Source organism: Sphaerospermopsis reniformis, assembly GCF_005402885.1.
GTDB lineage: Bacteria > Cyanobacteriota > Cyanobacteriia > Cyanobacteriales > Nostocaceae > Sphaerospermopsis > Sphaerospermopsis kisseleviana.
In genome coordinates this window covers 1-21,150 of record NZ_BJCE01000002.1, presented here as the reverse complement: position 1 = coordinate 21,150, position 21,150 = coordinate 1, and the positions used below count along the sequence as shown (strand labels likewise).

The following is a 21,150-nucleotide window of genomic DNA, read 5'->3' as shown; positions in this document are numbered from 1 at the left end:
TGGAGTTATTTGTATTCTTCCCAATCACCAATCACCAATCACCAATCACCAATCACCAATCACCAATCACCGCTTACTTACTCTCAGTAAAATCAGCATCAATCACATCATCACCACCACCGGAAGGAGGAGTAGAACCACCACCAGCACCGGGACCTTCAGCACCAGGAGCAGCACCACCACCAGCTTGTTGATAGATATTGCTACCTACTGCAAACAACGCTTGTTGCAATTCTGGTGTGAGTTTCTTGATTTGCTCATCATCTTCCTTAGCTACTGCTTCCCGCAAATCTTTCACCAAAGCTTGAACCTTGGTTTTATCAGCTTCTGGAACCTTATCACCTAATTCTTCCAATTGCTTCTCAGCTTGGTAAGCTAAAGAGTCAGCTTGGTTCTTGCGTTCAATTTTCTCACGACGTTCTTTGTCCGCAGATGCGTTGCGTTCAGCTTCCTGTACCATGCGTTCCACATCATTTTTATCCAAGGTGGAAGCACCAGTAATGCTGATAGATTGTTCCTTACCAGTTCCCTTATCTTTTGCAGTAACGTTGAGGATACCGTTAGCATCAATGTCAAAGGTAACTTCAATTTGAGGTACACCACGGGGAGCAGGAGGAATACCATCTAAGCGGAAAGTTCCCAAACTCTTGTTATCGTTAGCAAACTCCCGTTCACCTTGCAGAACATGAATTTCTACGTTGGTTTGACCATCAACCGCAGTGGAGAATACCTCAGATTTTTTGGTAGGAATAGTTGTGTTACGAGGAATAATCTTGGTCATCACTCCACCCAAGGTTTCCACACCCAAGGATAGAGGAGTTACGTCTAACAACAAGATACCTGTAACGTCACCAGCAAGCACACCCGCTTGAATAGCAGCACCCACAGCTACCACTTCATCAGGGTTAACGCTTTGGTTAGGGTCTTTACCCAACACCCGTTTTACTACTTCCTGAACTGCGGGAATACGAGTAGAACCACCAACTAAAACAACTTCATCAATATTGCTCTTGTTTAACTTAGCATCTCTGAGAGCATTTTCTACAGGAATGCGACAACGGTCAATTAAATCGGAACAAAGTTCTTCAAAAGTTGCACGAGTTAAAGTAGTATCCAGGTGTTTTGGACCATCCTGGGTAGCGGTAATGAAGGGAAGGTTAATTTCCGCTTGGGTAACGCTGGATAGTTCAATTTTGGCTTTTTCCGCAGCTTCAGTCAGACGTTGTAAAGCTTGTTTATCTTTGCGGAGGTCAATACCTTCTGCTTTTTTGAATTGTTCTGCTAAGAAGTCAACTATTTTTTTATCGAAGTCGTCACCACCCAAGTGGGTATCACCAGAGGTTGCTAATACTTCAAATACACCATCACCAACTTCTAATACAGATACGTCGAATGTACCACCACCTAAGTCAAATACCAGGATGGTTTCGTTGCTCTTTTTATCAAAACCGTAAGCTAGAGAAGCGGCGGTAGGTTCGTTGATAATCCGTAATACTTCAATACCAGCGATTTTACCAGCGTCTTTGGTTGCTTGACGTTGGGAGTCGTTGAAATAAGCAGGAACGGTGATAACTGCTTGGGTAACGGTTTCACCCAGATATTTACTAGCGTCTTCTACCAGTTTGCGGAGAACTTTAGCGGAAATTTCTTCTGGTGCAAATTGCTTACCAGCACCGGGAGAATCTAGTTTAACGTTACCACTGCTGCTGAGAACTTTATAAGAAACTTCTGTAGCTTCGTTGGTAACTTCGTCAAAACGGCGACCGATGAAACGTTTTACAGAATAAAAAGTATTTTCGGGGTTCATCACCGCTTGACGTTTAGCGATTTGACCTACTAAATTATCACCATTTTTCGCAAACGCCACAACAGATGGTGTGGTTCTAAAACCTTCAGCGTTAGCAATTACAGTGGGTTTACCACCTTCCATCACTGCTACGCAAGAGTTAGTTGTACCTAAGTCAATTCCTACTACTTTTGCCATTTTGGGTGCTGCTTCCGTATAACTACAAATGAATGGGATTATAAAGGACTAAATGTTTGAACCTTATATTTGAACCTTATGTTTGAACCTTTTGAACCAACTGATTGAAAATAAGCAGTCAGTCCAGCATGGTTGCGCTAGTCTGGGGTGAAAACCACAAATTACGCTGATATATATACTGAACTTATGTAGCCAGTCCATGAAGGGTGGTTTCCCGAACCTCCCGAACCTTGGATGGGACGGTTTATTTTAAAGGTTGTTTTTAGTTGGTTCATGGATTGAACTGCTGTTACTCTGAATAATGTATGAGAATTAATACGTTCAGGAATTGGGGTGAACCGTAATTTCTAAGTCGTATTTGCCGTCAAAGTGGGATAATGGTGATTGGTGACTGGTGATTGGTGATTGGTGATTGGGGAGAGAATAAATAATGATGGTAAATCAGCAACAAGTAGGTCAACATAATTAAAAGTAAAATAGAAGTGTATAAAGTGGACATATCCCTGATTTCTTAAAGAAGTTGGGGATATGGATATTACGTTTTTTCAGGTTGAGTTACTTAGCAAAAGTAAAATTTTCCCAGTGGCAATTTCCCAAATCTCAATTATCCATAGTGAAAACTGACAGCATATTTTACCGACTTTTTCAAGAGTTTCCGAGTATATTTTTTGAATTAATTGGTCAGAAAACACAAACCGCAGCGGCCTATAAATTCTCATCTGTGGAAATTAAACAAACCGCTTTTCGCATAGATGGGGTTTTTCTACCAAAACAAGATGTACAAAACCCGATTTATTTCGTGGAAGTGCAGTTTCAAGACGATGCGCGAATTTATTACCGTTTATTCTCGGAAGTTTTTTTATACCTACGTCAATATCAACCTCAAAATCCTTGGAGGGGGGTTGTTATTTATCCCAGTCGCAATTTAGATACAGCAGATACTCAACATTACAGTGAATTTTTCACCAGTCAGCGTGTCAGCCGAATTTATCTAGATGAACTGGGTGAAAGTGCATCTTTACCCATTGGTATTGCTACGATAAAATTAATCATCGAAGATGAAAACAAAACAATTACCACAGCTAAAGAGTTAATCAACAGAACCAAGCAGGAAATCAATCATGACAAACAACGACAGTTATTAGAATTGGTAGAAACTATCTTGGTTTACAAGTTTCCTAGAATGAGTAGAAAGGAGATGGAAGCTATGTTTAGTCTAAGTGATTTGAAACAAACAAAGGTTTATCAAGAAGGACGTGAAGAAGGACGTGAAGAAGGACGTGAAGAAGGAAGCTTGGAAGCAAAATTAGAAGCTGTTCCTAGATTATTAGCTTTAAATTTAACTGTGGAACAAATTGCCCAGGCTTTGAATTTAACAGTTGAAACTGTGCAGAAAATTGCTGAAGGGATGCAAAATTAGTAAGTAATCAGTCATCAGTAATCAGCTATTATTTGGGATTGATGAGGAATTTTAGCTGATTGCTGACTGCTGATAGCTGAATGCTAGGATAAATCGGCAATTAATTTAATAACTCTTTCCTTTACCTCATCTCTGATACGCCGAAATGTGTCAATATTCTCACCTTGAGGATCATCTAATTGCCAATCTGCAAACACTTCTCTTAATAACCATTCCTGGGGTAAATTTACCCCACAACCACATAAAGAAATCACAGTATCAAAATCTTCTGGGTTAAAGTTTGTGAAAGGTTTAGAAGTTTGACTACTAATATCAATGCCCACTTCTAACATAACTTGTACAGTAATTGGATCTACTTCACTGGCTGCTAAACCAGAACTATAAACTTCTATTTTTCCCTGTCCCAAAGTTTTAGCAAAACCTTCCGCCATTTGGGAACGACGGGAATTTTTATTACACACAAACATTACTTTTTTCATGGTTTTTTAATTGATAAACAACCAACACAGAAGACACAGACTGGAAAAATCAAACCTGATATGTTTGATAACATCTAATACCAATTCTGTATGAAGATGCACAAAATTATATAACGAACCGCAAAGAACGCAAAGGACACAAAGTGAAGAGAGTTTTAGAGAGTTTTTGGAGTGGCTAAGTTTATTTTTTCTTTCATTGGTATGCTCCTGTTTTCTCCTAAATCTTGATCAACTAATTATTAGCACTAAAAACATTAATACAACGCGGATCTGGTAATGTCGCTTTTTCCGGTTCTCTGGGAAACCATGCTGCTGTGCGTTTACAAAATTCCACCAACATCAACATTACCGGAACTTCAATTAAAACCCCTACCACCGTTGCTAGTGCTGCACCAGAATTTAAACCAAATAACATGACTGCTGTGGCGATCGCAACTTCAAAATGATTACTAGCACCAATTAAAGCTGCTGGGGCTGCATCTTCATAGGATATATTTAATTTTAATGCGGCTACATAACTAATTAAAAAAATGAAATTAGTTTGGATAAACAAAGGAACAGCTATTAATAAAATATGCAAAGGATTTTTAACAATTAATTCTCCTTTGAAAGCAAATAGCAAAACTAAAGTAATTAACAAAGCTGAAATTGCCACAGGAGAAAGATATTTTAAAAATTGTCTTTCAAACCATTGTCTACCTTTATATTTAAAAATCCAATAACGGCTATACATTCCTGCTGCTAAAGGCAAACCAACATAAATTAACACCGATAAAACAATAGTTTGCCAAGGTACTGTTAAATCATTTGCTGCTAGTAACCATCGCCCCAACGGTGCATACAAAAATAGCATAGTTAAAGAATTAACTGCTACCATTACTAATGTATGACCTTGATTTCCATAGGCAAGATATCCCCACATTAAAACCATTGCGGTACAAGGCGCAATTCCTAATAAAATCGTACCAGCTATGTAGGAATTAGCTAAACTAATTTCACTACCTCTAATTATTTCTGTACCTGTAATTAATGGTTTAAATAACCAACCTAAAAAGAACTGAGAAAATACTACCATTGTGAATGGTTTAATTAACCAATTCATGACTAAAGTGAGAATTACAGGTTTTGGCGCACGCAGGGCATTTACAGCTTGGGTAAAGTCTATTTTCACCATGATCGGGTACATCATGAAAAACAGACAGATAGCAATAGGAATGGAAACTTGATAAATACTAATAGCGTCAAGTGTGACAGCAATACCTGGAAATAAACGACCTAAACCAATTCCTACTAAGATACAAATAAACACCCAAACAGTGAGGTATTTTTCAAAAAAGCTGAGATTGCTTTTAGCCTTGATTGGAGTTATATTGTCTCCGTGATGTAGATTCATATAGTCCTCCAAAACTCTAATAAATTCACAGCAACATTACACACTCAAGGAAATTAACATCTGTCACCTGTCAACTGTCACCTGTCAACTGTCACTTAATTTCTATTCTCCATCTCCACCTTTCCAAGCAATATTTTTACTAGGTTGGGGGTTAGGTAACTTGAGAGAAACTAAAGCTGCTGCTAAGACAAAAACCATTGATGTCCACAGACAACCAACTAAACCAAATAATTGATAAACTAAACCGGATAATACTGTACCTGCAAGACGACCACCGGAGTTAGCCATATAATAGAAACCAACGTTTAAGGCTACTTTATCATCATCAGTAAATGCCAAAACCAGGTAAGAATGAACTGCGGAATTAAAGGCAAATACCACACCAAATAAAAGTAGTCCACTAATAATAACTATATTAGCAGGTAAATTGATTTGGAGAGCAAGAGCGATCGCACAAGGAACAGCAGTTAAAGTAAATGTCCAAAACTGGATAGTTTGAGATTCCGGTGGACGACCAGAACCGAATTTTTGTAATAAATTAGGTGCTAAAAATTGCACAATTCCATAGCCAATTACCCAACAAGCTAAAAACCCACCCACTTGATAAAAAGACCAACCTAAAACCTCACGTAAAAATACAGGTAAACCCACTACAAACCACACATCCCGCGAACCAAATAGAAAGAACCTAGCCGCAGATAAAATATTAATTTCCTGACTTTTAGAAAACAGTTGACTAAATTTAACCTTCTTCTTAATTTTGCCCATACCCTGGGGTAATAATAAACCAGTGAACATAATTAAAAATAGTCCACCTGCCATAATTAACAAAGCATTGACAAAACCAAATACAGATAACAAAGCACTACCAACAAAAAAACCAACGCCTTTTAAAGCATTTTTAGAACCCGTTAAAACAGCCACCCATTTAAACAAAGAAGACTGGGCATCTTGAGGAACAACCAAACGAATAGCACTTTTAGAACTCATCTTAGTTAAATCTTTAGCAATGCCTGAAAATGCCTGGGCTACCATTACATAAAAAACTGCAAACCACTGCACCCACTCAGGATTTAAAAAAGACAACATTACCAAAGAAAAAACCTGTAAACCGATACCACTATAAAGAGTAACTTTCAATCCAAATTGCGAACCTATCCAACCGCCCAAAAAATTAGTAACAATTCCAAAAACCTCATAAAACAGAAATAAAAACGCAATTTGTAAAGGTGTATAACCGATTTTATTGAAATACAATAAAACCAACATCCGCAAAGCACCATCAGTAACAGTAAACCCCCAATAAGCCAGGGTAACTAAAGCATAATTTCTTAAATTTGCACCCGAACCAGTAGTAGAAGCCATGATTAAAATCTCTAATTTTCTTTGTCTCTCTGCGACTCTGCGTCTCTGCGTGAGAAAAAATATTTAGGGTAGGAAACCCACCCTTTAAAAACCATTATTTCTGCAAACTTAAAGCTACTTTTTTAGCTAATTCCGCCATCCGGTTAGCATAACCCCATTCATTATCATACCAAGCTAAAATTTTCACCTGAGTTTCATCAACAACCATCGTAGAAAGGGCATCAATAATGGAAGAACGAGGATCATCTTTATAGTCAATTGACACTAAAGGACGTTCTTCATAACCCAAAATTCCCTTTAATGGTTCTTGTTCGGAAGCTGCTTTCAATAAACCATTAATTTCTGCTATTGTTGTGGGTCTCACAACTTCAAAAACACAATCTGTTAAGGAAGCATTCAACAAAGGAACACGCACAGCTAAACCATTCAATTTACCATTTAATTCTGGATAAATTAAACCAATAGCTGTAGCTGAACCAGTAGATGTAGGAATTAATGAAAGACTTGTTGCCCTAGCCCGACGCAAATCTTTATGAGGTGCATCAACAATAGTTTGAGTATTAGTATTATCATGAATTGTGGTAATAATTCCATGCTTAATTCCTAAGCCTTCATGAATTACTTTGACGACAGGTGCTAAACAGTTGGTAGTACAAGAAGCGGCGGTTAAAAGATGATGTTCGTCAGGTTGATATAAATGATCATTTACCCCCATAACAATATTTAACGCCCCTGCTTTTACAGGTGCTGCAACAATTACTTTTTGCACACCTCTTTTGAAATAAGGGTTAAGAGTTTCTGGACTTCTAAACTTTCCTGAACATTCTAAAACAATATCAACTCCAAATTCTTCCCAAGGAACTTCACCAGGTTGGGAATATTCACTAAAAGTTAAGGGTTTATTATCAATAAATACTCTGTTTTCTACAGCTTCAACTTCTTTTTCCCACTTTCCATGTACAGAATCAAATTTGAGTAAATGCGCTGCTGTTACTGCACCACCTTTAAGTTCATTTATATGTACAAATTCTATTTCTGGACAACTCCAAGCAGCGCGAACTGCTAAACGTCCCATGCGGCCAAAGCCATTAATTCCTACACGAATTGTCATTTTAAAATTCCTTTTGTTTACGCAATAATTCCCCAATACTTAAATCAAATTGTGATTTTCCAGCAAATACTGTTCCGGCTTTACCGTTATGTAAATGCACATAATCAATTTTGTAGGCTTCCTCTGATAAAGGTACAGAACCTACAGAATTAACTATTGTTGGTGCTTTTTGTAAATAGAAATCTACAAATTTATAAATATCTCCCTGGTTTTGATTAGACCAAATATTTACATATATAAATAAAGGTCTAGACAGTGGTTGATATTTAGATTTTTCTACTGTTTCTTGTGATGGTAAAATTGCCCCTTTACCGTTATTAACAGCTACCACTTTTAATTTATCTTGGTTTTTTTCATAGTATGCGTAGCCAAAATAACCCAAGGCGTTGGGATCTTTGTTGATGCCTTCTACTAAAACATCGTCGTCTTCGCTGGCTGTGTAGTCGTTACGGCTGGCTTTTTCTTTACCAATTATTGCTTCTGTAAAGTAGTCAAATGTACCAGATTTTTTACCAGCACCGTATAAATTCAGAGGACGATCTGGCCAAGAACTACGTATTTGATTCCATTTGGTAATTTTTCCTTCGGCCGCAGCTTCCCACATTTTTTTTAATTCTGCTACGGTAATATCTTTTGCCCAGTCATTTTGCGGATGTACGGCAATGGTTAAGGCATCGAAAGCAATGGGTAATTCTATGTATTTGATACCATTCTTATTACACATTGCCATCTCCGCTTGAGAAATTGGTCGAGAGGCATTATTTATATCTGTTTTACCATCACAGAATTTTTCAAACCCTCCCCCAGTACCGGAAATGTTTACTTGTACTTGGGTGTTGTTTTTGGTGTTGGCTGTAAATTCTTTGCCGATCGCCTGGGTAATGGGATATACTGTACTTGAACCGTCAATTTTAATGATTGATACAGTCCCGGAAGTAGCGGCTGTTGCAGTTTGTGGTGACTGCTGAATATTGCTGGAAGTGTCAGGTGTACTGGTACAACTGCTGGCTAATGCTAACATTCCCACCGCTAGGACTAATCTTTGTGCCGTTGTTTTCACTGACTTTACCTGTCTGCTTGATAATATATCTTTGTATTCATCATTTCAAAAAAATTTGATATGTCAAGTAAGAGAATAGCATAATACACAAAAATTAATCAAAAAAAATTGATGGATTGGCTACTGAAGACTAGAAAGAGGTTTTGCCAGTGTTGCTTACTCACAACAAGAACGACGGGGAGAAAGTACAGGATTACGGTGAATATCGGCTAAATACTGTTCTAAAACCTGAAATTGAGGTAAGTTGAGACTATAATAAATCCAGCGTCCTTCTTGACGGGCATTAACGAGATTTGCTTCTTTGAGATTTTTCAGGTGAAAGGATAGTTTTGATTGACTAATATCTAAAATGTCGCATAGATCACAGACACATAGTTCACGCTGACGCAGTAATTCTATTACTTTAATTCTAATAGGTTCAGATAGGGCATGAAAGCCGGCGATAATGAAGCTAGGAGTTGTAGTTGTGGGGGTGATCATTAATTTCTCAAATACTAAAGAGGATTCCTATATAAAGATAGGACACAGTATAACCAATCAAGTTATATTATAAAAGTTATACAGTCTTTTGCCACAGTTTATGATCTGCTGCTTAAATCCAGAGTGTACCCAACCTATCAACCCTGATGATAACAAATTCTGTCAAACTTGCAGAACTCCCTTAATACCATTATTAATCAATCGCTTTCGGGTTTTGCGGGTGCTATCTACTGAAGGTGGTTTTGGTAGAAATTATTTAGCGGAAGATACTCAGAAACTGAATGAAACTTGTGTTATCAAGCAATTTGCACCCAAACAATCAGGAAGTTACGCATTAAAAAAAGCGGTTGAATTATTCAACGCAGAAGCTAAACTCTTACAAGATTTAGGTGAACATCCCCAAATACCTGCGCTGTTTGCTTATTTTGAAGATAACGGTTTTCTGTATTTAGTGCAGCAGTTTATTAAAGGTGAAAATTTATTCAATGAATTAACCCAAAAAGGAACATATAACGAAACTCAAATTCAAGAATTATTACTAGATTTATTACCGATTTTAAAATTTATTCATGAGCGTGATGTAATTCATCGAGATATTAAACCTCAGAATATCATGCGCCGAGAAAGTGATGGTAAATTGGTGTTAATTGATTTTGGAGCATCTAAAGAATTAACATCTACAGTTCACACGCAAATTGGAACAACCATAGGTTCTTACGGTTATAGTCCTTATGAACAAATTAAGGAAGGTAAAGCTTATCCAGCTAGTGATTTATTTGCTTTAGGTGTAACTTGTTTTCATCTATTCACAGGAAATTCACCTTTTGAACTTTGGGCAAAAAATGGTTTTGCATGGGTGAATGATTGGCGGAAATCTTCATCTAATTCTGTGAGTAAGGAACTGGGGATAGTTTTAGATAAGTTGTTGAAATTTGATGTTAATGAACGTTATCAAGCTGCGGATGAAGTTCTTAAAGATTTAGAAGTTCCAGAGACACTTGCAACCCGTCGTGATTTTCTCAAAAATACAGGTTTAGCTATTGGTAGTATCACTACTTTAGGGTTTATATCATCAAAGTTATTTGCTGTAACTCCAGGTAAAGAATCAAATTCAAATTCTCTCAATACTTTTAATTTTGAAGTTGTCACCACCGACGCATCGGGAAAAATCATCAATAAACGCAAATCATCTGCAAGATATTTTACAGAAGACTTGGGAAATAATGTCACTTTGGAAATGGTGGAAATACCAGGAGGAACATTTATGATGGGTTCACCGGAAACTGAAGCAAAACGAGATTCCAATGAAAGTCCTCAACATCAAGTGACTGTTCCTGGTTTTTTCATGGGTAAATATGAAGTGACACAAAAACAATATCAAGCGATTATGGGAAGTAATCCTTCTTACTTCAAAGGTGAAAACCGTCCTGTTGAAAGAGTAACCTGGGATGATGCGGTTGCTTTTTGTGAAAAGTTAAGCAAAAAAACAGGAAAAAAATACACTTTACCTAGTGAAGCACAATGGGAGTATGCTTGTCGAGCCAGAACGATTACACCTTTTTATTTTGGTGAAAGTATTACCCCAGATTTGGTAAACTATGATGGTAATTATTCTTATGGTTCTGCTCCTAAAGGTCTATATCGTACACAAACCACAGATGTAGGAAGTTTTTACCCTAATGCTTTTGGTTTGTATGATATGCACGGTAATGTATGGGAGTGGTGTTTAGATGATTATCAAGATAACTATAAGAATGCGCCTATAGATGGTAGTTATTTGATTAATAACGTTCAAAAAAATAAACTGGTTCGTGGAGGTTCTTGGTTATTGATTGCTAGAAACTGTCGTTCTGGTGAACGTTGGAGATACTTCCGTGATATTAGGTTTAGCGACTTGGGTTTTCGTGTGGTTTTGATTTCTAAGACTTAGTAAACAGTCAATACTGTTCGGTTAAGGATTTTTGTAGGTTGGGTTGAACAAAGTGAAACCCAACAAACACCTGTAAATGTTGGGTTTCGTTCCTCAACCCAACCTACCCAATCTCATGGTTTTGAGCTTAACCGACAAGTATTGAGTAAACAGTTGCATTTCTGTCTTATTTTTTATTACTGTATTTGTCATAATCAGGATGTCCAGGATTTAAGGATTTACTGGATTTTTGTCATATCTATTTTCTTCAATTATTTAATAAATTAGTTATTAAAATTCTGAAAATTTGATATTTAATGATATTCACTGATTCAGATTCATTGAATGAAATTATATTCATTTATAATCAATCATCAAAAATCTTGATACAGACAATTAAAATCTGAACGATAACAAATAACTCCCCATCCTGTAAATCCTAAAATCCTGGATATCCTGATTCAGAAAATTCAAATTATCTGCGTTCATCTGCGTTCATCTGCGTTTTCCATCCTGTAAATCATCAAATCTTAGATATACTGATTCAGACAAAAATCATCTACATTTACCAATTATCAAATCCTACTCTTATGTTAAAATTAATTCAATGTATATTCTGGAGTTACTATGGAAAGCACTCAAGCAGTGATTAACCCCACTACTCCCACAAATCAAGATATTCATACACCTAAATTTACATTACCAGATCATACACAACTACCTGATTCAGATGGTACTTTCGTGAAAAACTTCCAGGAACATCCCCAAAGTATTGTTTTAACGAGTTCCATTGAACCAATTTTACAAAAAATACATCCTGATGGTAACTATTGTATTGGACAGGATAGCGGTATTTATTGGCGGTTAACAGATCCACCAGAAAAAGGTGCAGAAGCTCCAGATTGGTTTTATGTACCTAATGTACCACCAAAACTGAATGGAGACTATCGGCGCTCCTATGTGTTATGGAAAGAATTTGTAGCACCATTAATAGCTATTGAATTTGTTTCTGGGAACGGGGAAGAAGAAAGGGATAAAACTCCTCCCAGTAAAACAGCAAAAGCTGGGAAATTTTGGGTTTATGAACAAGCAATTCGCATTCCTTTCTATGGAATTTTTGAAGCGAGAAAAGCGTTACTAGAAGTTTATCGTTTAGTAGATGGAAGTTATCAAAAGATCCAACTTAATGAAAGAGGACATTTTTCGATTCCTCCTATGGGTGTGGAATTAGGTTTAATAGAAGATGACGGTGTACCTTGGGTACGTTGGTGGGATGATGGGGGGAATTTGTTGTTAACTGGTGATGAAAGAGCTATTGTTGAAAAACAAGCTCGTTTAGAAGCTGAAGAAATTGCCCAACAAGCAAAATTAGCACAGCAACAAGCAGAAGAAATTGCCCAACAAGAACGACAACAAAAGGAGAAGTTAGCAGCTTATTTAAGGTCTTTAGGTGTTAATCCTGATGATATTTAAAAGATAGGATAAGGGGTAGACACGGGGGCGCTACCCCTACGTTAATTATACAGAAACGACTGCTTCTTGTTGATAACAAATTCCTGCTTGTTTAAATCTTTGTAAAGCTTCACCCAAGCGATCGCAATCTGCAATTAAACTAATTCTTACATATCCTTCACCACCTGGACCAAAAGCATTTCCAGGAGTAACTACTACACCTGTTTTTTGCAGTACATCTAAAGCAAAATCTGTAGAACCCATACCGACAGGACATCTTACCCACAAATACATGGTAGCTTTACTTTTAGGAATATTCCAACCTAATTTTCCTAAACCATCTATCAAGAAATCTCGACGGGTGCGGTAACGAGTTTGCACTTCTTGTAAATAAGAATCTGGTAATTCTAAAGCGGTTTCTGCTGCTGTTTGTAATGCGGAAAAAATGCCATAATCTAAGTTAGTTTTTAAGGTTCTTAAACCTTGAATAATGTGACGATTTCCGACTACAAAACCAACCCGCCAACCTGCCATGTTATAAGTTTTTGATAAGGTGTGAAATTCCACACCAATATCTTTTGCACCAGGAATTTCTAATAAACTTGTAGGTTGATAACCATCAAAAGCTAATTCTGCATAACATAAATCATGCACTAACAGAATTTCATACTTTTTAGCAAAAGCAACAATTTCTTCAAAAAATTCACGGGGTGCGGTGGCTGCGGTGGGATTACTGGGATAATTGAAATAAAGAATTTTGGCTTTTTGTGCTACTTCTTCGGGAATAGAACTTAAATCAATTAACCAGTTATTTTCTTCCTTTAAAGTGATATTGTGAATGACACCACCAGCGATAATTGGACCACGAAAATGGACGGGGTAAGATGGGGATGGTACTAAGACAATATCACCAGGATTGATATAGGCGATCGCCAAATGTCCTAAACCTTCCTTAGAACCCAACAAAGGCAAAGCTTCACTATCAGGATCTAAAACCACATTGTAACGGCGATTGTACCATTTAGTAATTGCCTTGCGGAAATTAGCAGTACCTTCAAAGGGTGGATAACCATGATTAGCAGGATTTTGTAAAGCTTGCATCGCTGCTTCTATCACCGGTTGAGGTGTTGCACCATCAGGGTTTCCCATTCCCAAATCAATCAAATCTAAACCTTGTTCTCTTGCTTTTGCTTTGAGTTCATCCAATCTAGCAAAAACATAAGGCGGTAATTTCTGTATTCTTTCTGCGGGAGTAATCCAACTTAAACTCATTCTAAAAACCTCGGAATAGGTGATTGGTGATTGGGGATTGGGGATTGGTGATTGGGGATTGGTGATTGGGGATTGGTGATGCAATGAGAGGATTGTGGATTTTCGATTATATTTCATTAACTATCCAGAATCTAAAATCTAAAATTTTTCCCCCAGTCACCAGTCACCAGTCACCAGTCAACAATCACCCATTTTTCACTTTTAATTGATTTGGTGCAGTAGTAGAAACCATTGCGGCCATTAACTGTTCTAAAGCAACGGGAAAAGGTAATCTGTGAATATCAGAATTTGGTGCTAAAGTAATTTCTGCGGCTGTTTGCAATTCAGTTAAGGTAATATTTCCTAATCCCAAATCTGCTAATGTTTTGGGTAATCCAATCTCTGCATAAAACTTTAATAACTGTTGTCTTGCTGCATCTGCAAGTTGATTACTTTGTAGCATTTCTTCTAATCGCAGTTGTACTAAAATCCCATAAGCTACTTTTTCGCCGTGAATGCTACCATGTCCGCAGATATGAGTTAAACCATTATGTACTGCATGGGCAGCTACTGTACGACATTGTGCGCCACCTAAACCACCGATGACACCGGCTAATAATACGGTAGCATCTACAACTTCTCTCCATACTTCACTACCAGGAGATTGTAAAGCTGCTGCGGATTTTTGCAGTAAAATATCTCTTAAAACTCTTGCTTGTTGGACTGCGGCAATGATTAAAGTGTCTTGTAAATGTCCACTACTTACCGATGCTTCATACCATTTGGCGATCGCATCTCCAATACCTGCAACTAATGTCCTTTGAGGTGCAGTTTGAATCAAATCATAATCCAAAATCAGTAAATCAGGACAACGGCATAAACCCACATCATACAAAAACGCCCCTGATTCAGAATATACATTAGATAAAGCCGTCCACGCTGCACAGGTAGCCGCCGAAGTAGGAATTGTGACAATTGGTAATTGTAATTGATGGGCGACTAACTTAGCTGTATCTAAAGCCTTACCACCACCTACACCAATAATGATATCTGCTTTATGTTCCTTTGCAGCTTTGCGTAAAGCCTTTAAAGTTGCTTCACAGCAGTCTGCACCATAAGAACTAGCAACCGTATCTAAATTTTCAGCTTGGAAAATCGGTTGTAAACTTTCCTGAAAAATACTGAGAGTGCGATTTCCGGCGACAATTAAAGGACGAGTTCCCAAACGGGTAATTTCCACCACTGCGGAAGGGAGTACACCCCCACCCCGAATGACTTTAGCCGGAGCGATGGTCAATGTCAATAATGTACTAGCGGTTTGAGTAGACAAGGCTGGAGTAAAAGATTGATTAGGTATCATAAATAATATGTCAAAACTTGATATTCTTCATACAATCAGACTAATGATTCAGGTTTCTGGTAGCGACATCCATAGAAAGCTATTACTAATAGGGAAAATTCCTAAGTTTTAATATCTTAATATAAAATTAATCTTGATTGTATTGTAAGTCACAAAAAAATCTCTGGTTTGGTGAAAGGCGGGTGCAGTCAGGATCACACCTAATCACCAATCACCAATCACCATTTTAAGCTTTAGCTTCTGGCAATTGTGCAAATTTATCTAAGTAAACTTCTACGGACATTTCAGGATCTGCACGAGTTACCAAAGTTCGTTCTACCTTACCCAAGTAAACTGGTATAGATATTCCTGGTTCTGGGTGGATAATGGTACGGGCGCGAATTGTCAGTTGGTTGTTTCCGCCAGCACCTAAGCGCCCATAGGAATAAAGATTACTGGCAGCTTGGCGTAAAGTTGCTTCTAATTCTTCTGGGGTAATTTCTGGTGTTGTGGCAATTACCGCCTGGTTAGAACCGTTATCATAAACTAGGGTGTATTTAACAGCACCGGGAATGACTGTCCGACTCAGAGGTACTAAAGACAGGGAAAATAAACCTGCGGTTAACACGATCATAAAGCCGGTTGTACCCACCAGCCGAAAGCGTATACCCCATTTGAGGATAAAAGCCAAAATTGTCAGGACTGCAAATGCTATGGTAGCAATTCCTGACCATTGGGTGTATTGGAGAAAATCAGCTGTTGTAGGCATAAGGTTTTAATTACGGATATACCCATTTTACTAAAAAAATGGGTTGAAAGCCTTGCCCTTCTAAGGTGGGGGGTATGTCAATAGACCTCTCCAAAATAGAATGTATTAATTTGTCATAAGTTGTAGGGGCGAAGCTTATGGTAAAACGGAAGAAAAAACAAATGCAGTTTGATTAATTAAGATTGGTTAAATGGGCATTAGGTCTAGTTAGCAGGAGGTACAAAGTTTTCATGTAACAAGCTGACGGATAGCTGTTCCCTGTTGATAACTGATACAAAAAATTATTGCCAATTCAGGTAAGCTGAAAACAGCAGTTTTCATCCTTAAAACCATGACAGTCAAACATCCCGCAATTTTAGCCTTAGACTTTGATGGAGTGATTTGCGATGGACTAATTGAATATTTTGAAGTAGCTTGGCGTACTTATTGTCAAATTTGGTCTTCTAGTAAGAAGACATCATCAGAAAATTTAGCTCAAAGATTTTATCGTTTACGTCCTGTAATTGAAACTGGTTGGGAAATGCCTGTTTTAATTAAAGCTTTAATTAATGGTTTTACTGATGAGGAAATTTTACAAGATTGGTTAAAAATTACCCCAGCAATTTTAACAGCAGATCATCTAGAAGCTAAAGAAATCATGAAAAAACTAGATGGTTTACGGGATGAATGGATAGCAACAGATCTAGAGGGTTGGTTAAGTTTGCATAAGTTCTATCCAGGGGTGATAGAAAGATTAAAATTAACTCTTGCAAGTGGAGTACAATTATTTATTGTCACCACAAAAGAAGGGCGTTTTGTTAAGCAGTTGTTACAACAAGAAGGGGTTAATTTACCAGATACAGCGATTTTCGGTAAGGAAGTAAAACGCCCAAAATACGAGACTTTACGAGAATTAATTTCACAGGAAAAAATTAAATATGAAAATTTATGGTTTGTGGAAGATAGACTCAAAACCTTAGAGTTAGTTAAACAGCAATCTGATTTAAAGGATGTGCAACTATTTTTAGCAGATTGGGGTTATAATACTCAACCAGAACGGGAAGCAGGACAAAATGATTCTCGTATTCGGGTAATTTCACTTTCTGATTTTTCTCAAGATTTTTCTCATTGGTAAATAATTGGTAAATATTAATTATCAGGTGACAGGTGACAGGTGACAGTAAGAAGATAATAGTAGTTCAGAAGTCAGGAGTAAAAATAAATCTTACCAATCACCAATCACCAATCACCAATCACCAATCACCAATCACCAATCACCAATTATGCTTGATTTAACAAAATTAGCGGGACAAATGCAAGGTTTAAGTCAGCATCTTTCCGCAGAAGTTGCTGAAAGTAACCGCCGTTTAGAGTTAGCGAAGGAACACTTAAAACAAGCTTGTAAATGTCAACAAGAGTTAATGGAACGTCAAGAAAAATGGCGCGATCGCATTCTTTTTGCTAATGCTACACCCATCGAACCTTTAGAAACTTGTATTGATATTCCTGTTCCTCCTAAAGTTCATACTGTCATCGCTACCGATGGTTCACAAATTGCCCCTAACCATCATGAAATTGCTTATTGTTACTTATTAAATATTGGCAGAGTCGTTTTACATTACGGTCAAAATAAACACCCACTTCTCGATAGTTTACCGGAAGTATTTTATAAGCCAGAAGATTTATATATCGCTCGTCAATGGGGTTTAAGAACCGAAGAATGGATGAGTAACCGCCGTACAGCTTCGGAAATTACGGTATTATCTGAATTAGCTTGTAGTGTAAAAACCGAAGTTCCAGCTTTAGCAATGGTGGATGGTTCGTTAATATACTGGTTTTTAGATCAATTACCGATGGATGCACGCGATCGCATTTTACCCCCGATTTTAGCAGCTTGGCAACAATTACAAAAAGCCGAAATTCCCATCATTGGTTATCTTAGCGCCGCCCGTAATCTTGAATCTACAAACTTTTTACGGTTGTTAGCTTGTCCCTACCCCGTCCCTGACTGTATCAGTTATTGCCCAGATCAACTAGATCATGTACCATGTAGAAAATTTGAAAACCTGAGAGATACGACTTTATGGACAACCCAGCTAAAACCAGGACAAAGGGGACCCTTATGGCGCAGTAATAACAGGATTTTACAACTTTATGAAGAACAAACAATTTATTTTTGTTATGTTCACGTAGGTACGGAAATTTCCCGGATCGAGTTTCCTGCTTGGGTAGCAAATAGTTCTCAAATGTTAGATCAAGCATTAGGCTTAATGTTAGCACAAGTACAAAAAGGATACGGTTATCCTGTAGCAATTGCGGAAGCGCATAATCAAGCTGTAGTCAGAGGTGGCGATAAAAATCATTTCTTTGCGCTTTTAGAAAGGGAAATGATTAAAGCTGGTATAAAAAATGTTGGTATTTCTTACAAAGAAGCCAGAAAACGGGGAAGTATCGCGTAAAATAATTGATAATTGATAATTGATAATTGATAATTGATAATTGATAATGCGTAAGTCCTATTAATTTTGAAGATTGAGATCCCCGACTTCTCTTATTATTCTATTTTGAGAAGTCAGGGATCTGAATTTCATCTATCACCTATCGCCTATCACCTATCACCTATCACCTATCACCTCTTTATCTACACATTAAATCGGAATAACATTACATCCCCTTCTTTAACAATATATTCCTTTCCTTCACTTCTCACTAAACCTTTTTCCTTTGCAGCATTCATTGAACCATGAGTGACTAAATCATCATAAGCAACGGTTTCTGCACGAATAAAACCCCGTTCAAAATCAGAGTGAATCACACCTGCTGCTTGAGGTGCAGACATTCCAGCATTAATAGTCCAAGCGCGGGTTTCTTTAGGACCAGAAGTGAAATATGTCCGCAAACCTAACAGAGTATAAGTAGCACGAATTAAAGATTTTAAACCGCCTTCTTTTACACCTAAAGATTCGAGAAAATCGGCTTTATCTTCCTCTGGTAATTCTACTAATTCTGCTTCCACTTGAGCAGAAACTATGACAACTTGAGCATTTTCTGTAGATGCAACTTCTCGGACTTTTTCTACAAATTCATTACCCGTTGCTAAGTCATCTTCAGAAACATTAGCAGCGTAAATAATGGGTTTATTTGTCAGTAGTCCTAACCCTTTAATAATGGCGGATTCTTCTTCATTTAAACTTACTTGACGGACTGATTTACCTTCATTTAAAGCTGCTGCTAATTTTTCCAAAACAGTAATTTCAAATTGTGCATCTTTACTGGTGCGTGCTTGTTTACGAGTGCGTTCAATGCGTCTTTCAATTTGCGCTAAATCTGATAAACCCAGTTCTAAATTAATAGTTTCAATATCTCGCACTGGGTCCACAGAACCGGCAACATGAATGATATCATCATTTTCAAAACAACGCACCACATGAACTATGGCATCAACTTCGCGGATGTGGGATAAAAATTGATTTCCCAAACCTTCACCTTGACTTGCACCTTTTACCAAACCAGCAATATCCACAAATTCCACACGCGCAGGTATAATTTGTTCAGAATTGGCAAGTTTGGCGAGAACATTTAACCGGTCATCTGGTACTGAGACAATGCCAACATTCGGTTCAATGGTACAAAAAGGAAAGTTAGCAGCTTCAGCTTTAGCGTTAGCGACTACAGCGTTAAATAAGGTTGATTTTCCGACGTTGGGAAGTCCGACTATTCCGGCTCTTAGCATTTTAGATTTTTAGATGTTGAACTGCAATTATAGGATAATTCAAACAGGTTTCGGGATGGTTTGGGGAATGGGTCTGGGTACTGTTTGCGGTATGGGTTGGGGTATGGTTTGGGGAATAGGTCCGGGAACGGGTTCTGGTACTAGTTCTGGGAACGCAGGAGGAATGTTTGGTTGCGGGGGTGGTTCGGGTTTTGGTAGGGGTTGGGGTTCGGGTATGGAAATGGCACAGGGATAAGTCATGGTCATTTTGGCATGATGCGACTTTCCCAAGCTAGATGATACCTTAATTTATTGGCATCTTCCCAAATGGTTATACTCAAATTTTAAGGATCACGATTTTCCCACAATTCTAACAACCCAACTGTTCCTACAAAAAATGTATAAACTGCATATTTGATGGGGTTGTGATTTTTAGCAGGTGCATAAATAGCGGCGATGATTCCTTCAATAAAATGCGCTGCTAGGGCAATGTGAGCAAGGATTAAAACGGGATTTAATACAGTTGGTAATTGGTGGCTAGTTGTGATTGTTTCGATGTTCCATATTTCTAATCCCATTCCCGCAGTAATTAAGGGGATGGAGATAAATTTGATGATGGTGAATAGTTTTTGTTTGCTAGATTTGATGTCTTTAAAGTTCATGTTGTTTGATTTTTTCAACTAAGAATATTCTACATTTTATCTCATTAAATTATTTATTAATTCATCAATTCTTAAAAGCTCCTGAGTAATTTGCTGTACCGTATTTAGTTCAGTTGCCGGATCAGGGGAAACGCATCTAAATTATCTTGACAAAATACCATATTAGTGAATTGAAAATAGAAACAAAGCGATACCTTCGGTAAGCTACCGCCAACGCACTTCCATTATCCCTAAAAACAGTGATACCTACGGTGAGCTTCGTTAAAGCACCTGAATCATATCTAAAATGGAGACTTTGTATTGCAAAACGATTCAACAAGATACTACTATTTTAAATTTCTCCGCTTATTTCAAAAAACCTGTTTTGGGTTTATCCCAGATTAGGTTTTAAGATAGGAAAAAGTTCAACAATATGTTCTGACTTTAATCAAGATTATCAATATTAAGTGTCTAAATCAGTTTTCAGTGACGAATACAATCAGTTTCGCAAGATGCTTATAGATGCTCGCAAAGTTGCTAATCTTACTCAAGCAGAGTTGTCAGCAAAACTAAGCTGTTGTGCAGCTAGATTGTATAATAGGGAATTAAGTAACTAAGCGATCGCTTCTGAATTATGCCAGCAAAAAACCATCTGTCTCAAGAACAGAGAGAAAAGCTGTTAAAACACCTAAAAGAGCAAGATAATCCTTATGTAAGAGAGAAAATACTAATATTATTGTTGATGAATGATGGGAAAACTTACCAGGAAATAAGTGATTTTTTAAACATAGCATATACAACAGTAG

The 21,150-nt window shown here is 37.5% G+C and carries 20 protein-coding genes; 6 read left to right on the top strand and 14 right to left on the bottom strand.

Going from position 1 to position 21,150, the window contains the following annotated elements; translation table 11 throughout:
* Positions 1-73: 73 nt before the first annotated feature.
* Together dnaK and FFR48_RS29950 are read right to left on the bottom strand one after the other, a co-directional pair.
* Positions 74-1,984, bottom strand: a complete 1,911-nt coding sequence (gene dnaK / locus FFR48_RS00620) for a molecular chaperone DnaK (RefSeq protein ID WP_096571762.1) — start codon at positions 1,982-1,984, stop codon at positions 74-76.
* Between the two features lie 364 nt (positions 1,985-2,348).
* The gene (locus FFR48_RS29950) at positions 2,349-2,483 is read right to left on the bottom strand and encodes a hypothetical protein (RefSeq protein WP_265586209.1); all 135 of its coding nucleotides are present in this window, start codon (positions 2,481-2,483) and stop codon (positions 2,349-2,351) included.
* A 114-nt stretch (positions 2,484-2,597) separates the two neighbouring features.
* On the opposite strand from FFR48_RS29950, the gene FFR48_RS00615 reads away from it, so the two are divergent.
* On the top strand, positions 2,598-3,404 hold the full coding sequence (locus FFR48_RS00615; protein WP_096572837.1) for an Rpn family recombination-promoting nuclease/putative transposase: 807 nt from the start codon (positions 2,598-2,600) through the stop codon (positions 3,402-3,404).
* Positions 3,405-3,487: 83 nt separating this feature from the next.
* Here FFR48_RS00615 and arsC read toward each other — a convergent pair whose 3' ends face one another.
* From arsC to FFR48_RS00585, 6 genes are all read right to left on the bottom strand, one after another.
* Complete coding sequence (gene arsC, locus FFR48_RS00610; RefSeq protein WP_236103952.1) at positions 3,488-3,883, bottom strand: arsenate reductase, glutathione/glutaredoxin type; 396 nt, start codon at positions 3,881-3,883, stop codon at positions 3,488-3,490.
* Between the two features lie 232 nt (positions 3,884-4,115).
* Positions 4,116-5,276, bottom strand: coding sequence for an ACR3 family arsenite efflux transporter (arsB, locus tag FFR48_RS00605; protein WP_137666018.1), 1,161 nt, complete (start codon positions 5,274-5,276; stop codon positions 4,116-4,118).
* A gap of 102 nt (positions 5,277-5,378) precedes the next feature.
* Positions 5,379-6,641: an organoarsenical effux MFS transporter ArsJ gene (gene arsJ, locus FFR48_RS00600; RefSeq protein ID WP_137666017.1), complete on the bottom strand. Its 1,263-nt coding sequence runs from the start codon at positions 6,639-6,641 to the stop codon at positions 5,379-5,381.
* Between the two features lie 94 nt (positions 6,642-6,735).
* Complete coding sequence (locus tag FFR48_RS00595) at positions 6,736-7,752, bottom strand: ArsJ-associated glyceraldehyde-3-phosphate dehydrogenase (RefSeq protein WP_137666016.1); 1,017 nt, start codon at positions 7,750-7,752, stop codon at positions 6,736-6,738.
* Between the two features lies 1 nt (position 7,753).
* Positions 7,754-8,812, bottom strand: a complete 1,059-nt coding sequence (locus FFR48_RS00590; protein ID WP_137666015.1) for a PstS family phosphate ABC transporter substrate-binding protein — start codon at positions 8,810-8,812, stop codon at positions 7,754-7,756.
* A 156-nt stretch (positions 8,813-8,968) separates the two neighbouring features.
* Positions 8,969-9,292 (bottom strand): ArsR/SmtB family transcription factor, encoded by a 324-nt coding sequence (locus tag FFR48_RS00585; RefSeq protein ID WP_137666014.1) that lies wholly within the window; start codon positions 9,290-9,292, stop codon positions 8,969-8,971.
* A 100-nt stretch (positions 9,293-9,392) separates the two neighbouring features.
* Between FFR48_RS00585 and FFR48_RS00580 the strand changes: the two genes are divergently transcribed.
* The gene (locus FFR48_RS00580) at positions 9,393-11,222 is read left to right on the top strand and encodes a bifunctional serine/threonine-protein kinase/formylglycine-generating enzyme family protein (RefSeq protein WP_137666013.1); all 1,830 of its coding nucleotides are present in this window, start codon (positions 9,393-9,395) and stop codon (positions 11,220-11,222) included.
* Positions 11,223-11,828: 606 nt separating this feature from the next.
* Positions 11,829-12,674: a Uma2 family endonuclease gene (locus FFR48_RS00575; protein ID WP_137666012.1), complete on the top strand. Its 846-nt coding sequence runs from the start codon at positions 11,829-11,831 to the stop codon at positions 12,672-12,674.
* 45 nt (positions 12,675-12,719) lie between these two features.
* Here the strand turns inward: FFR48_RS00575 and FFR48_RS00570 are convergent, their stop codons facing one another.
* The 3 genes from FFR48_RS00570 to FFR48_RS00560 all read right to left on the bottom strand — a co-directional run bounded on the left by FFR48_RS00570 (position 12,720) and on the right by FFR48_RS00560 (position 16,012).
* Entirely contained in the window at positions 12,720-13,925 is a 1,206-nt protein-coding gene (locus FFR48_RS00570) for an aspartate aminotransferase (protein ID WP_137666011.1), read from the bottom strand.
* A gap of 184 nt (positions 13,926-14,109) precedes the next feature.
* On the bottom strand, positions 14,110-15,261 hold the full coding sequence (locus tag FFR48_RS00565) for an iron-containing alcohol dehydrogenase family protein (RefSeq protein WP_190346726.1): 1,152 nt from the start codon (positions 15,259-15,261) through the stop codon (positions 14,110-14,112).
* A 229-nt stretch (positions 15,262-15,490) separates the two neighbouring features.
* A complete protein-coding gene (locus tag FFR48_RS00560; protein ID WP_096571754.1) occupies positions 15,491-16,012 on the bottom strand; it encodes a Ycf51 family protein in 522 nt (173 codons plus the stop codon).
* Positions 16,013-16,343: 331 nt separating this feature from the next.
* Here FFR48_RS00560 and FFR48_RS00555 point away from each other — a divergent pair, with 331 nt between their 5' ends.
* The 3 genes from FFR48_RS00555 to FFR48_RS00550 are packed head-to-tail and all read left to right on the top strand — an operon-like array spanning position 16,344 to position 18,450.
* Positions 16,344-17,126 carry an HAD family hydrolase gene (locus FFR48_RS00555; protein WP_137666010.1) on the top strand — a complete coding sequence of 261 codons (783 nt, stop codon included), beginning with the start codon at positions 16,344-16,346 and terminating at the stop codon, positions 17,124-17,126.
* Between the two features lie 32 nt (positions 17,127-17,158).
* Entirely contained in the window at positions 17,159-17,287 is a 129-nt protein-coding gene (locus tag FFR48_RS29945; RefSeq protein ID WP_268932383.1) for a hypothetical protein, read from the top strand.
* Positions 17,275-18,450: a DNA double-strand break repair nuclease NurA gene (locus FFR48_RS00550; RefSeq protein ID WP_096571752.1), complete on the top strand. Its 1,176-nt coding sequence runs from the start codon at positions 17,275-17,277 to the stop codon at positions 18,448-18,450. Before FFR48_RS29945 ends, FFR48_RS00550 begins: the two co-directional genes overlap by 13 nt.
* 182 nt (positions 18,451-18,632) lie before the next feature.
* On the opposite strand, the gene ychF is transcribed toward FFR48_RS00550, so the two are convergent.
* The 3 genes from ychF to FFR48_RS00535 form a co-directional block, all read right to left on the bottom strand.
* Complete coding sequence (ychF, locus tag FFR48_RS00545) at positions 18,633-19,724, bottom strand: redox-regulated ATPase YchF (protein WP_096571751.1); 1,092 nt, start codon at positions 19,722-19,724, stop codon at positions 18,633-18,635.
* 39 nt (positions 19,725-19,763) lie between these two features.
* Positions 19,764-19,964: a hypothetical protein gene (locus FFR48_RS29205; RefSeq protein WP_137666009.1), complete on the bottom strand. Its 201-nt coding sequence runs from the start codon at positions 19,962-19,964 to the stop codon at positions 19,764-19,766.
* 83 nt (positions 19,965-20,047) lie between these two features.
* A complete protein-coding gene (locus tag FFR48_RS00535; protein WP_096571749.1) occupies positions 20,048-20,365 on the bottom strand; it encodes a hypothetical protein in 318 nt (105 codons plus the stop codon).
* Positions 20,366-21,150 lie beyond the last annotated feature (785 nt).

Coding starts and splice junctions, on each gene's coding strand:
- dnaK (WP_096571762.1), bottom strand. CDS start 1,984: ATGGCAAAAGTAGTAGGAATTGACTTAGGTACAACTAACTCTTGCGTA.
- FFR48_RS29950 (WP_265586209.1), bottom strand. CDS start 2,483: ATGTCCACTTTATACACTTCTATTTTACTTTTAATTATGTTGACCTAC.
- arsC (WP_236103952.1), bottom strand. CDS start 3,883: ATGAAAAAAGTAATGTTTGTGTGTAATAAAAATTCCCGTCGTTCCCAA.
- arsB (WP_137666018.1), bottom strand. CDS start 5,276: ATGAATCTACATCACGGAGACAATATAACTCCAATCAAGGCTAAAAGC.
- arsJ (WP_137666017.1), bottom strand. CDS start 6,641: ATGGCTTCTACTACTGGTTCGGGTGCAAATTTAAGAAATTATGCTTTA.
- FFR48_RS00595 (WP_137666016.1), bottom strand. CDS start 7,752: ATGACAATTCGTGTAGGAATTAATGGCTTTGGCCGCATGGGACGTTTA.
- FFR48_RS00585 (WP_137666014.1), bottom strand. CDS start 9,292: ATGATCACCCCCACAACTACAACTCCTAGCTTCATTATCGCCGGCTTT.
- FFR48_RS00580 (WP_137666013.1), top strand. CDS start 9,393: ATGATCTGCTGCTTAAATCCAGAGTGTACCCAACCTATCAACCCTGAT.
- FFR48_RS00575 (WP_137666012.1), top strand. CDS start 11,829: ATGGAAAGCACTCAAGCAGTGATTAACCCCACTACTCCCACAAATCAA.
- FFR48_RS00570 (WP_137666011.1), bottom strand. CDS start 13,925: ATGAGTTTAAGTTGGATTACTCCCGCAGAAAGAATACAGAAATTACCG.
- FFR48_RS00560 (WP_096571754.1), bottom strand. CDS start 16,012: ATGCCTACAACAGCTGATTTTCTCCAATACACCCAATGGTCAGGAATT.
- FFR48_RS00555 (WP_137666010.1), top strand. CDS start 16,344: ATGACAGTCAAACATCCCGCAATTTTAGCCTTAGACTTTGATGGAGTG.
- FFR48_RS00550 (WP_096571752.1), top strand. CDS start 17,275: ATGCTTGATTTAACAAAATTAGCGGGACAAATGCAAGGTTTAAGTCAG.
- ychF (WP_096571751.1), bottom strand. CDS start 19,724: ATGCTAAGAGCCGGAATAGTCGGACTTCCCAACGTCGGAAAATCAACC.
- FFR48_RS29205 (WP_137666009.1), bottom strand. CDS start 19,964: ATGACTTATCCCTGTGCCATTTCCATACCCGAACCCCAACCCCTACCA.
- FFR48_RS00535 (WP_096571749.1), bottom strand. CDS start 20,365: ATGAACTTTAAAGACATCAAATCTAGCAAACAAAAACTATTCACCATC.